13 protein-coding genes and 1 pseudogene are annotated in these 12026 nt (G+C 52.0%); all 14 read right to left on the reverse strand.

The genetic code is table 11. The annotated features are described in order from the left end of the window. Positions 1-3: 3 nt before the first annotated feature. Positions 4-447: a hypothetical protein gene (locus tag Abor_RS07940; RefSeq protein ID WP_048841298.1), complete on the reverse strand. Its 444-nt coding sequence runs from the start codon at positions 445-447 to the stop codon at positions 4-6. Between the two features lie 65 nt (positions 448-512). Continuing rightward, positions 513-1712, reverse strand: coding sequence for a porin (locus Abor_RS07945; RefSeq protein WP_232015131.1), 1200 nt, complete (start codon positions 1710-1712; stop codon positions 513-515). 144 nt (positions 1713-1856) lie between these two features. Next, positions 1857-2471: an urease accessory protein UreG gene (gene ureG / locus Abor_RS07950; RefSeq protein ID WP_048841299.1), complete on the reverse strand. Its 615-nt coding sequence runs from the start codon at positions 2469-2471 to the stop codon at positions 1857-1859. Beyond that, a complete protein-coding gene (locus tag Abor_RS07955; RefSeq protein WP_084594434.1) occupies positions 2468-3175 on the reverse strand; it encodes an urease accessory protein UreF in 708 nt (235 codons plus the stop codon). The genes ureG and Abor_RS07955 overlap by 4 nt, the downstream gene beginning before the upstream one ends. A 73-nt stretch (positions 3176-3248) precedes the next feature. Beyond that, positions 3249-3755: pseudogene (locus Abor_RS07960) on the reverse strand (urease accessory protein UreE); the annotation flags it as partial. Beyond that, entirely contained in the window at positions 3755-5461 is a 1707-nt protein-coding gene (gene ureC, locus Abor_RS07965; protein ID WP_048841301.1) for an urease subunit alpha, read from the reverse strand. The pseudogene Abor_RS07960 and the gene ureC, both read right to left, overlap by 1 nt. Further along, entirely contained in the window at positions 5458-5802 is a 345-nt protein-coding gene (locus tag Abor_RS07970) for an urease subunit beta (protein ID WP_048841302.1), read from the reverse strand. Before Abor_RS07970 ends, ureC begins: the two co-directional genes overlap by 4 nt. After that, positions 5786-6088: an urease subunit gamma gene (locus Abor_RS07975; RefSeq protein WP_048841303.1), complete on the reverse strand. Its 303-nt coding sequence runs from the start codon at positions 6086-6088 to the stop codon at positions 5786-5788. The genes Abor_RS07970 and Abor_RS07975 overlap by 17 nt, the downstream gene beginning before the upstream one ends. A gap of 35 nt (positions 6089-6123) precedes the next feature. Further along, positions 6124-6948, reverse strand: coding sequence for an urease accessory protein UreD (locus tag Abor_RS07980; protein WP_048841304.1), 825 nt, complete (start codon positions 6946-6948; stop codon positions 6124-6126). A 262-nt stretch (positions 6949-7210) separates the two neighbouring features. After that, positions 7211-7606 carry a (R)-mandelonitrile lyase gene (locus tag Abor_RS07985; RefSeq protein WP_048841305.1) on the reverse strand — a complete coding sequence of 132 codons (396 nt, stop codon included), beginning with the start codon at positions 7604-7606 and terminating at the stop codon, positions 7211-7213. A gap of 72 nt (positions 7607-7678) precedes the next feature. Further along, the gene (locus Abor_RS07990; protein WP_048841306.1) at positions 7679-8881 is read right to left on the reverse strand and encodes an MFS transporter; all 1203 of its coding nucleotides are present in this window, start codon (positions 8879-8881) and stop codon (positions 7679-7681) included. Between the two features lie 346 nt (positions 8882-9227). Beyond that, positions 9228-9974, reverse strand: coding sequence for an SDR family oxidoreductase (locus Abor_RS07995; protein WP_048841307.1), 747 nt, complete (start codon positions 9972-9974; stop codon positions 9228-9230). Positions 9975-9991: 17 nt separating this feature from the next. Then, positions 9992-10774, reverse strand: coding sequence for a class I SAM-dependent methyltransferase (locus Abor_RS08000; protein ID WP_048841308.1), 783 nt, complete (start codon positions 10772-10774; stop codon positions 9992-9994). Between the two features lie 117 nt (positions 10775-10891). Continuing rightward, positions 10892-11794 carry a LysR family transcriptional regulator gene (locus tag Abor_RS08005; RefSeq protein ID WP_048841309.1) on the reverse strand — a complete coding sequence of 301 codons (903 nt, stop codon included), beginning with the start codon at positions 11792-11794 and terminating at the stop codon, positions 10892-10894. Positions 11795-12026 lie beyond the last annotated feature (232 nt).

Genomic DNA, 12026 nt, shown 5'->3' on the forward strand with positions numbered 1-12026 from the left:
CCGTTACGGGGCCGCACGCGGTGCGTCATCAGACAAACGGTCGCGGTCTCTCGTAAAACTGCCTTCTTTTAAGCACACCTTGTCTTGCTCGTAGTGGCGCACAACTGCCAACTCTTGCCTAACATGGTCAAGATTGTGCTCAGTGCTGTCTTCTTTAATAGGCCGCCCAGCGGGTGAGAGGGTTACCCCTTTCATAATACCAAACCCCGGCACAGGGTCTAGCCTTACAAAAAACTGGCTTTCTGCCGGGGCGGTATCTTGGGCAATGCTTTTTTGCTCTTGCTTGCTCAAGGTCTCTAATTCGTCAGACAGTAACACATCTTCTGCAAACAAATGGCGGCAATCTAGCTTGTCAAACGCGGGTTCTGCTGCATGCAGCTCTTTGTGCCCAAATGTGCAGGAAAGTGCTAAAAGTGTAAAAAACGTTATCTTTTTAAAACCAATCATTGCGACCCCCTGCGTGGTTTTAGCTCCAACCCGCCTGATAAATGGGTATAACAAACCAACCATGCTTAGTACTGAAACTGCATACCAAGCAGGAAAGCCCCCTGCGCCCGCGCACTGGCAGCTTTGTAGCGCACGTAATCAAACGTAAACCGTAAATTATGTGCGTCCATCACGTAGTTTGCGCCAGCATCAAACTGTGTAGTTTTGGGGTGGCCGGGGCCATACAAGCCCTCTTTAAACCGAAACTCTTGGTAGCGTACCAATGGCTGCACACGCCCCCACCCAAGCTTGTAAGGAATAAGGTAGGCTGTGCTGGCCAAAAAGGCCGTACCTGCATTAATACCACCCACATTGCCATAAGAAGGCGTGCGCTGTTTATACCCTGCCGGAATATCTTTTACACCATCGGTATAATACTGGTAATAAGCACCTTCTAAGGTATACACACCATATTTGGCATTTTTACCTATTTTCTTTTCAAACAAGCCATCAACGTTCCAGGCTTTGTAAGTGCCTTTTACTTCGGCACTGCCTACGCCATCTGCTTGGTACTGGCCTGCAAGACCAATGGCCAAAATATCGGCTTTACCGTAATAGGTGCTGGCTGTGTAATAAGCAGGTGATGGCTCGGGGTCGAGAAAGTTATATTCCACACGCCCAGCAAAAAGTGGGTGCTCACCATAGTTAGAACCGCCCTGCACCCAGTTATGCCCACGGTAAATACCAGTAACATACCTAAAATGGTCTTTGGCCAGCTTGCCCCAAATGGCAATACCGTCATCTCGGCCAGACCAAGCGCCCGGATACTGCGCAACCATAGGAAACGCATAAGTGCTAAGAAAATACGGGCCATCAAGGTTAGAACGGTCACTGGGGGTTAGCATACGGCCGCCCCAAATATTAAAGGCTTTCCAAGGCTCTACCTGCAAAATACCGTCAAGCACGTTCCAGTTACCATCACGCAGGCGCTCAAGGTTTAGGGTAGATTTTACATATTTATGGAATTGCGCACCCATATAAATACGCAGGTCATCTGCACTCGCTGAGTCTTTATTACCCGGCACAGTTGAATCGTGGCTTAAATACTGCGCGCGCACCCCAACACCAAGGGTAAAAAACTGGTCTTTACCCAAGTTAACCGTTGCTACCGCGTGCGCTTGTGAAGAGACCATGCCCCCCAGCACCACACCAACCGATACAATGCTGCCATAGTGCAACAGTTCTTTTTTCCGGCCTGTCATAAACCGGGACACAAGCGCAATCATGGCTACCCCCTTGTGGCTGCGGTCACCTGCTGGCGACAAGGGGAATATTACGAAAACGAATTGGAAAGATGGGATGCGTAGAATTACTTACTATTGGGTTTATTTGTAATTTTTTGCCTCATACACCCAAATAAGACACAGTTTTTAAAGGCCACCCTGCTCAATAATAAACGCGGCAATGCCCTCTACCCCCTCACCTGCGCGAATGTTGGCAAAAATAAACGGCCTTTGCCCACGCATGCGCTTACTATCGCGGTCCATCACGCCAAGGTCTGCCCCTACATGGGGGGCTAGGTCTATTTTGTTAATTACCAGCAAATCACTCCGGGTAATGCCGGGGCCACCCTTACGCGGAATTTTATCTCCGGCTGAAACGTCAATAACGTAAATGGTCAGGTCTGCCAGTTCTGGGCTAAAGGTTGCGGCCAAATTATCACCACCACTCTCAACCAGCACCAAATCAAGCCCTTCAAACCGCTCTGTCAGCTCAGCAATACCGGCAAGGTTAATACTGGCATCTTCGCGAATGGCGGTGTGCGGGCAGCCGCCCGTTTCAATGCCCATAATACGCTCTGGCGGCAAAGAGCCTGCACGGGTTAAAAACTCGGCATCTTCGCGCGTGTAAATATCGTTGGTTATGGCCGCAATATTGTAATGCTCTCTAAACCGGCGGCATAAGGCATCCATCAGGGCTGTTTTGCCAGTACCAACCGGGCCACCAATGCCAACGCGCAACGGGCCGTGTTTTGCTTTTGTCATGTTCTAAATAACCTCGTTTCTTGTGTTTCGTGGTGCATGGCGGCTAGGTCAGAGGCAAAACAGGCGCTGCCTATATCGTCCAATGTTTGCTTTTGTACTTTGTTGGCCGCAGCAATTAAGGCACACTCTAGCCCTTCTAAGGCCCGTAGGCCGTCTGTCTGGCCAAGGGGCACAAGCCTTACCGCAGCCGAAACCAACGCAGCAATGGCAGCATACCCTCCGGCTAACAGGGCTTGGCGCTGTGCCACCCCCCCTTTGTAAAAAACCATGCCTTGCGCCACAGGCAGCGGCCAACGCGTGCCCTCAAACTCGGCTTTAGGGGGCATTGCTTGCCAAACATGGGCCGCCTTTAAAAAAGCCTCGCCTTGGTAAATCGTTTCTTCGTACCGCTCGCGTGATGAAGCACAGGCGCAGGCAAACTCGGCAATTTCAGCTAAACGTGCGTTATCATCGCCTGCCAGCCACGCAGCATTGAGCAAAATAAGGTCATTCCCCAAACTGCCATGCAGGAGCAGTGTCTCAACCCACGCCATAAGCGCGGCCACGTTATGCACATAACCCTGCTCTACCGCCCACTCCAAGCCGTGGCTATAAGCATACCCCCCCGTGGGAAAAGCGGGAGAAACCCAAGACAACAGCTGTAAAAATGCTAGCCCCTGTGTGCCCGCGCCGTCATTAGCCATGGGAATGGCTGTGGCCACCATGGTGGTGCTCTACATGCCCGTGGCTATGGCTGTGCCTATGTTCGTGTTCATGCGTGTGCTCGTGCACATGGTCATGATGGTCGTGGTCGAGGTCGAGGTCGTGGTCGTGGTCGTGGTCGTGGTCGTGGTGGGTATGCCCATGTTCACGCGCTGCATAGGCCCCACTTTCTGGGTCAAAGGCAGCCTGCACCCGGTGTATGTGGCCACCAAGGCCCTTCACCATATCTGCAATAACGTGGTCATACCGTATTAAAATGCGCTCTGGCTCAATGGCTGCGGGCAAATGCCGGTTGCCCAAGTGCCATGCAAGCTGCACCAAATGCAGCGGGTTTTGCGCCCGCACTTCCATTAATTCTTCGGGCAAGGCTTCTACTTTTATAATACGGCCATCTTCAAGGCATAGCCCCTCTCCAGCTTGCAACAGGCGGGCATGCTCAAGCTCAAGCAGCACTTTTTCACCAGATTGCAAGGGCAGCACCATGCGCCGCCGGTGCCGTCCTTCGTAATCTGCACAAAAGACATCAGTCGCCTGCTCCACAGCCCAACTGCCTACAGGCAAAATTTTTGCAACACGTTTCATCAGAACAAAAAATACCTTTGTGCCATAGGGAGAATATCGGCTGGTTCGCAGGTTAGCAGCACGCCATCGGCACGCACTTCATAGGTTTCTGCATCAACCTCAATATGCGGCATAGCGTTATTATGGATCATACTCCGCTTGCCAATACCGCCCCGTGTGTTTGCAACGGCAGAAAGCCGTTTGCGTAGCCCCAGCTTACGGCCAATGTCATCTTCCAACGCGGCGTTAGACACAAAGGTTAGGCTGGTATGTGTAAGTGCCCCGCCATAGCCCCCAAACATCATACGGCCATGCACCGGCTGCGGGGTAGGAATAGACGCATTGGGGTCACCCATCATGGCGTAAACAATAGCCCCGCCTTTCACCACCATATCAGGCTTTACGCCAAAAAAAGCCGGACTCCATAAGACAAGGTCTGCCAGTTTGCCTACTTCAATAGACCCCACCTCGTGCGATAGGCCGTGGGCTATAGCGGGGTTAATGGTATATTTGGCAATGTAGCGTTTAACGCGGTTATTATCTGCACGGCCATCTCCGGGTAGTGCGCCACGCTGGCATTTCATTTTATGCGCTGTTTGCCACGTCCGCAGTGGCACCTCACCAACTCGCCCCATAGCCTGACTGTCTGAAGACATCATGGAGAGTACCCCCATGTCATGAAAAATGTCTTCTGCAGCTATGGTTTCCCGGCGAATACGGCTTTCAGCAAATGCAATATCTTCTGGCACTTGGGGGTCTAGGTGGTGGCAGACCATAAGCATATCCAAATGCTCATCTAGCGTATTGCGGGTGTAGGGCCGTGTTGGGTTGGTAGAAGATGGCAACACATTAGGCAGCCCCGCTACCCGAATAATGTCTGGCGCATGCCCCCCACCCGCCCCTTCGGTATGAAAGGCATGAATAGTGCGGCCTTGGAACGCAGCGATCGTGTCTTCTACAAAGCCACTCTCGTTCAACGTATCAGTATGGATCATAACCTGTACGTCCATACGGTCTGCCACACTTAGGCAGCAATCAATAGCGGCGGGGGTAGAACCCCAGTCTTCATGCAGCTTCAGGCAACATGCACCTGCACGCACCATTTCTTCCAACCCATCCGGTCGGGACGCATTGCCTTTACCCGCAAACGCCAAATTAACCGGAAAAGCTTCTGCGGCCTGCAACATGCGCGCCATATGCCATGGCCCCGGCGTGCAGGTTGTTGCGGCCGTACCCGTTGCAGGCCCGGTACCCCCACCCAGCATGGTGGTTACACCTGAAGAAAGGGCTTCTTCAATTTGCTGCGGGCAAATGTAGTGAATATGGCTGTCTATACCGCCAGCGGTCAGAATTTTGCCTTCGCCTGCAATAATTTCCGTACCTGGGCCAATTATAATATCTACACCGGGCTGAATATCAGGGTTGCCAGCCTTACCAATACCCGCAATACGCCCATCACGCAGGGCAACATCTGCTTTAACAATGCCCCAGTGGTCTATAATAAGCGCGTTGGTAATAACGGTGTCAGCAGCCCCTTCGGCACGTGTAACCTGAGACTGCGCCATACCGTCTCGTATGGTTTTGCCCCCGCCAAACCGTACCTCTTCGCCGTAAATGGTCAGGTCTTTCTCAACCTCTACCAGTAAGACTGTATCTGCCAACCGCACACGGTCGCCTGTGGTGGGGCCAAATTGTGCTGCGTAATCATGCCGGGTCAGGCGGGTCATACGTCTAGGCTCCCCATTACATCACCTCTAAAACCAATCACCACACGTTGGCCACGCAATGGTACCAACGTAACCTCACGCTCCTGCCCCGGCTCAAAGCGCACAGCCCCACCCGATGGCACGTCCAGCCGCCAACCGCGTGCGCTTTCGCGCTCAAAGTGCAAAGCAGGGTTTACTTCGTAAAAATGGTAATGGCTGCCAACCTGCACGGGGCGGTCACCCGTGTTGGTTACCATCACAACCTTACGGGGCTGGCCCTCGTTTAGGGTAATATCGCCCTCATTAACCAGTATTTCACCGGGTATGGCATCTTGTGGCAAAGGGTCAGCGTATTGGGTCATGAACAGTCACCAGCTTTGTACCATCGGGGAAAGTTGCTTCTACCTGCACATCATGAATCATTTCAGCAACACCGTGCATCACCTGTTCACGCGTTAAAACATGCCCCCCACTTGCCATAAGAGCAGCTACATCTACGCCGTCTCGCGCGCCTTCAACCACATGGTCTGTAATCAAGGCTATGGCCTCGGGGTAGTTCAATTTTACCCCGCGCTCCAGCCTGCGCCGGGCTACCATGGCTGCCATAGAAATAAGCAGCTTGTCTTTTTCCCTTGGGGTTAAATGCATGTTCTGGCTAATCCCTTGCCTAAGTTAAGCTCTTTTTATGAACGCCATGTAGAGGGCATGGGGCGGTTTTGGCGTAGCAACGCTAAAACCCCCCGCAAGGCTTTTTCTAAAAGCCACCCGCTCTCAGCCAGCCCTCTTACCACCACCATGCCATTCCATGCTGAAACGGCAAAACCGGCATACTCTGGTGCCTGCAAGTGTACCCTAAGCTTTTCTAATAAGCTCACGGCATTTGGGCTTACCAGCACAATGGTTGCCACACTGCACTGCCCACCACTTACGGCTGCCTGCGCCAACAATTTGGCCACACTCTGGCTTTCTAGACGCAAGGCTTCTTCAAGCACTAATTTGCCATCACGCTTAATAGAAAGACGGTCGATTATATTGAGGCCAGACAGAACCTCACCCGACCCTTTACGGCCAAATATACGGCTTTCCAAAAACAAAAACTCAGCCGAGCCAGCCATATCTACCTGCATACGCCGGTTAAAACTGCTGCCATCAAAAAAAATAGTGCCATGCGGCAGCCATTCCAAACGGGCGTCTGGCTCAATTTGGCAGGTAAGGGTCATGGTGGCCGGGGCATCGTGCGGGCGGGCACGGTACACTCTTTCTGCAGCTTGGGAGGTCAGAAGCAAGTCTGAGCCTTGGCGGCATATCAGCCAGCCCTCAATTCTGTCACCTGCGGCAATACCACCAGAGATATTAACCGTAGCGGCCTCCACCCCCGCCCCAGCAATGCGCGGAAAAAGCAAACGGCAACAGCCCCCCTGCTCAAGGTCGGCCATACGGGTTACCTGCCCCCGTTGCCTAACCTCCAACCCAAACCGCCCACGTGCACGTTGGAGAGACGCTACCACAAACCTGACCTTTGCATTACGCACATACCCTTACCCTAACACCCAACCCTAGGTGGGTCATTGCGTAATATTACATAGGGTACGGCAGGTCACTGGTAGTCATGTGCCGGATGTATTGCGGTTTAACTATGAGCCATAGATTACCAGATAAGCGGCATTACGCTCCTGATTCTAAGGATTTTTCGGCAGTTTGCCTTCCTGCCCATGGACACAATCACACATTATTACCGCCCAAACTGATAGTGACCGAACACAAGAATTTTCATTTTCTGTAATCATCATTAGAAACATGTTCCAACCAGTCGACTGGAGAACCGTTCTGCTTTTCCTGAATGGCAATATGGCTCATCGCCGTAGTCGCTGCCGCGCCATGCCAGTGCTTCTCGCCAGGCGCAAACCAGATCGTATCACCGGGGCGAATTTCCTCGACAGGACCGCCTTCGCGCTGCACCCAACCACATCCCGCCGTAACAATCAGGGTCTGCCCGAGCGGATGGGTATGCCACGCGGTTCGGGCACCTGGCTCGAACGTAACGAGTGCCGTCGTCACCTGCGCGGGTTCGGGTGGATTGAACAAGGGATCAATGCGAACCGTTCCAGTAAACCAGTCGGACGACCCCTTTACTGAGGGTTGCGATCCAATGCGCTTGATATCCATGAAAAATACTCCTGCACGTCGTTCAAAAACGTTGGGCTTAGCCAGTTCCCCAGCTTGAATGCCTGCAAAAAATTATGACTGGTGGCCCAGCCGCATCGTTAACAGAGCCAGCAGAGCTGCGAGCACAAGCACACACGCGCTGGCAGCAAAGGTCGCCTGATACCCAATTCCGTCAAAGAGGATACCGCCACAGGTTGCCCCCAGCGTGATGGCAAGCTGGACGACAGCAACCATTAGTCCGCCTCCCGCTTCAGCATCCTGTGGGAGTGTTCTGGCCAGCCAGGTCCACCAACCAACAGGAGCGGATGTTGCAAACAGGCCCCATGCAGTCAGTATTATGGCAGAGACAACAATCCATTTTCCCAACATAAGGAGACCAAATGCCCAAAGCGCCATCAAGAGAGGAGTAACAATTAGAACGGGGTAGACACTTTTCTTCAGCATGGCGCCAATCAGCACGGTGCCAATAAAACCGGAAATCCCCATCAGCAACAGGATCAAGGACAGCGTAGACACATCGACATGCGCCACATCTTCAAGGAACGGCCTGACATAGGTAAAGAGCGTGAACTGCCCCATAAAAAAGAGGCCAACTGCAATCATCCCCATTCTCACAATTGGCCGCGCCAGCAGGGCGAACACACTTGCAGACTGTTGATGGCGTTCACTGGGCATGGATGGGAGGCTGATAAGCTGCCAGACGAAAACAATGACAGCCACCGGCACCACGCAGAAAAATGCACCACGCCAGCCGATCAAACCACCAAGAAAGCTGCCAGCAGGTGCCGCAATAACTGTAGCAAGGGCATTGCCACCATTCAGGATTGCAAGCGCGCGTGGAACATGATGATCTTCGACAAGACGCATCGCCGTTGCGGCAGACATTGACCAGAAACCACCGATCACAACACCAATCATCGCCCGCCCGAGCATGAAGAGAACGTAATTAGGTGCCAGAGAAACAACTGTTCCTGAAACGATCATCATCCCGATAAGGACTAACAGCAGCGTTTTGCGATTGATCCCTTTGGCCAAAGAGGAAATGAAAAGGCTGGTTAAAACCGCAAACGCGCCCGAGACTGAGATGGCCTGACCCGCCTGCCCCTCGCTGATATGAAGATCAGTCGCGATAGGCGTTAGAAGACTGACAGGCATAAACTCCGATGCGACAAGCGCGAAGGCGCCAAGAGACATGGCGAGCACAGCACCCCAAGACCCTGCCTGCTTGTCAGAGTCTTTATTCGCTTCGGACAATGTTTGAGAAAGAGTATCCATTACGCCTCAGTATTACGAGTATTCATCGGCACAGATATTTCCAAAAACGACAGGCTGCATCAGCAGACTACCTTCATCTGTGCTATTATTTTCACGCCTGCCAATCTTGCTCATGCCGACTGTCAAAGTTCTTAAAAGAAGGTAGGGAACGTTGAAGACCCAGACTAGCCCCTATAAAACGAGCATGATCATGAATAATTTTCATGAATAGCAGTTCCATTTCAGTTCAGGCTTTGCTCCCTGAAAGGCTGGTCTCCTGGTAATTTTCTCAAACTTATAAAAAGGGCCGTGCCCTTTTCAGAACACGGCCTATCTGAATTGTGAGACGTGCTGTCAGCGCTATCTTTTATATCTGCTGCTTTGTGGGGCGGAAAAGAATTTCGTTGATATCCACATCTTCAGGCTGGCTGATCGCAAAAGCGACACACCGGGCAAATGAGTCTGCACTGATTGCAATACCAGGCACAAAATTCCTGAGCTGTTCCGCAGTCGCCTCATCATGCACGCCATTGAGCAGTTCCGACTGAACTGCCCCTGGCGAAATGACCGTTGTGCGCAGGTTGTACGGCTTCACTTCAGCCCGTAATCCCTCGGACAGCGCACGAACGGCGAATTTTGTGGCCGAGTAAACTGCGCTGTTTTCCAGAACACGATGACCCGCAACGGAAGACACGTTGATGATCTGACCGCTTTTCTGCGCTTTCATATGCGGAAGGGCGGCTGCAATACCATACAAAACACCCTTGATGTTGACGTCGATCATCAGATCCCACTCATCAACACGCAGGTTTTCAAGTGGCGACAGAGGCATAACGCCCGCATTGTTGAGCAGCACGTCAATGCGGCCATAAGTCTTGACCGCCGTATCAACGAGGTTCTGAACCGAAGTGCGATCCGTCACATCCGTTTCAATCGCCAAAGCCTTGCCACCTTTGGCAGTAATATTTTCAGCAAGCGTCTTGATCCGGTCTTCGCGCCGCGCACCCAGAACAACGGTCGCACCCAGTGCAGCCAGATGTCGCGCAGCTTCCGCCCCCAGTCCACTGCTGGCGCCCGTTATGATAACAATCTTATCCGCAACATTATTGTTCATGGATAGTCTCCGTAATTTTAACGGTCGATTTTCTGGAATTTAAGGACGAAGTTATCGCCCTCCCCGATTGCCGCATATTTGGCGTGATCCTTGTCTCCCAAGGCAAAAGTCGGAGGCAGTGTCCAAACGCCCTTCGGCCAGTTGGCCGTATCACGCGGATTGGCGTTGATTTCTGATGAACCAACAAGCTTGAAGCCTGCTTTTTCAATGAGGGAAATTGCATAAGACTGACGGACATACCCATTCTCCGCACGAGGATCCTGCGGGGCATTTGTGTGGCCACGATGGTCTTCAACACCGAATATACCACCCGGCTTCAGAACTCGATGGATGGCCGCAAGCATCTGCGGTGCGTTACCGGCTTCCATCCAGTTATGCAGGTTACGAAAAGTCAGAACGAAGTCGACACTGTCAGGCGCAGCAAAATCGAGATGATCGCCGTCAAACTGTGTTGTCCTGAACGTTTCCTTGAGTTCAGGATGAGACGCCACCATCTTGCTGAAGGCTGAACCCGCTCCATCTTCAGAACCAAGAGCCAAAGTATAGACGCCTTTGTCTCGCAAATATGGACTAAGAATCTGCGTCCAGTAGCCCCCACCCGGCCAGATTTCGACAACACTAGCGTCCGGCCGCAAGCCAAAAAACTGCAATTCCTCCAAAGGGTGCCGGATCGGGTCACGCGCAACAAATCGGGCATCCCGCGTGGAGGAGTGAACAGCCTGTTCCAGCGTTGGTGCTGCCATGGCTTGCCCTGCCACGGTCATGGCAAGAGCACATACAATTGGATAAATTACCTTCATGATACTTTCCCGTTCCTATTTGATCGCCATGTGACCATGTTTCTTCATGTAGGAGCTACCTACCGACTCTATTAGTCCCTTTTTGATGCTAACGATCTTCGATTTTACTCATGAATGCTAAGATTCTACCGGTTCATAACGCATTGCCTCGACAAAAAGCGAAAAAGGCATGGTATTCTGGTGGTGGTGAGGAAAGCAGAGATGGTATCCAGTCCAATAGGGACACCAGTCTTGAAGAACTTTGACCAAACGACCATCGGCAATATATTTCTCCGCGACCATTTCCGGCATATGTGCCAGACCGAGCCCATCCAGACAGGCATCCCGTACAGGAAAAATGCTGTTAAATATCAAAGGGCCATCAACGCGTACCTTGACGTCTCGACCGTTCTTTTCAAATTCCCAAGCGTAAATCCCACCGTGTGTTGGCAGACGCATGGTGATGCATTGATGCTTCAGAAGGTCATGCGGAACCTTCGGTTTGGCATTTTTCCTGAAATAGGATTTCGTGCCCACAACGACAAACCGAATATCTGGCGTGAGAGGCACCGAAGTCATCTCCTTGGTTACCTGTTCTCCCAGCCTAACTCCGGCATCGAAACGCTCGGCTACGATATCCACCAGCTTGAGATCCGCATTGATCTCGACTTTGACGTCAGGATATTTTTTAAGGAACTGCTCAATCCTCGGTCTGAGGATATAGGCAATGACATCGTCCGTTGCAGTGACACGGATCAGCCCACTCGGCACATCCCGCAGCTCACCCAGAGAGGCAATCTGACTTTCAATCTGATCAAAATGCGGTCCAATGTTGCGAATAAGATAGTCACCTGCATTTGTGGGTGTCACACTCCGCGTCGTCCGTGTCAGCAATCGTAGGCCCAGACGTTCTTCCAGAAGACGAACCGTATGGCTCAATGCCGACTGGGACACACCCATTTTTGCAGCGGCCCGCGTAAAGCTCTTCTCACGCGCCACAGCCAGAAACGCGATCAGGTCATTAAAATTCTCGCGAGACATATATGAGCCCTTTTTATAAATATGCTCATATTATTTTAGGCACAGCTCTGCTCGCCGTCGAGATTTAGCTTTCCCCAGCGCTCCTACCATTCATAGTATCATCCAGCTTTCGTGCTGCGTTCAATGCAATAGCGCAGCCATACCATGCCTCCCCCCAATGTCTTGGAGGATATGAGAGCAAGCGACTGACTGAACTGCCCCGGGTTTACCGGAGAGTAAAACTCTCGGAGGA

It is taken from the genome of Acetobacter orientalis (assembly GCF_000963965.1).
In the GTDB taxonomy this organism is placed as follows: domain Bacteria; phylum Pseudomonadota; class Alphaproteobacteria; order Acetobacterales; family Acetobacteraceae; genus Acetobacter; species Acetobacter orientalis.

What these genes read in the sequence shown, in the direction of transcription:
- Abor_RS07940 (WP_048841298.1), bottom strand. Translation starts at nt 447, where the DNA reads ATGATTGGTTTTAAAAAGATAACGTTTTTTACACTTTTAGCACTTTCC.
- Abor_RS07945 (WP_232015131.1), bottom strand. Translation starts at nt 1,712, where the DNA reads ATGATTGCGCTTGTGTCCCGGTTTATGACAGGCCGGAAAAAAGAACTG.
- ureG (WP_048841299.1), bottom strand. Translation starts at nt 2,471, where the DNA reads ATGACAAAAGCAAAACACGGCCCGTTGCGCGTTGGCATTGGTGGCCCG.
- Abor_RS07955 (WP_084594434.1), bottom strand. Translation starts at nt 3,175, where the DNA reads ATGGTGGCCACAGCCATTCCCATGGCTAATGACGGCGCGGGCACACAG.
- ureC (WP_048841301.1), bottom strand. Translation starts at nt 5,461, where the DNA reads ATGACCCGCCTGACCCGGCATGATTACGCAGCACAATTTGGCCCCACC.
- Abor_RS07970 (WP_048841302.1), bottom strand. Translation starts at nt 5,802, where the DNA reads ATGACCCAATACGCTGACCCTTTGCCACAAGATGCCATACCCGGTGAA.
- Abor_RS07975 (WP_048841303.1), bottom strand. Translation starts at nt 6,088, where the DNA reads ATGCATTTAACCCCAAGGGAAAAAGACAAGCTGCTTATTTCTATGGCA.
- Abor_RS07985 (WP_048841305.1), bottom strand. Translation starts at nt 7,606, where the DNA reads ATGGATATCAAGCGCATTGGATCGCAACCCTCAGTAAAGGGGTCGTCC.
- Abor_RS07990 (WP_048841306.1), bottom strand. Translation starts at nt 8,881, where the DNA reads ATGGATACTCTTTCTCAAACATTGTCCGAAGCGAATAAAGACTCTGAC.
- Abor_RS07995 (WP_048841307.1), bottom strand. Translation starts at nt 9,974, where the DNA reads ATGAACAATAATGTTGCGGATAAGATTGTTATCATAACGGGCGCCAGC.
- Abor_RS08000 (WP_048841308.1), bottom strand. Translation starts at nt 10,774, where the DNA reads ATGAAGGTAATTTATCCAATTGTATGTGCTCTTGCCATGACCGTGGCA.
- Abor_RS08005 (WP_048841309.1), bottom strand. Translation starts at nt 11,794, where the DNA reads ATGTCTCGCGAGAATTTTAATGACCTGATCGCGTTTCTGGCTGTGGCG.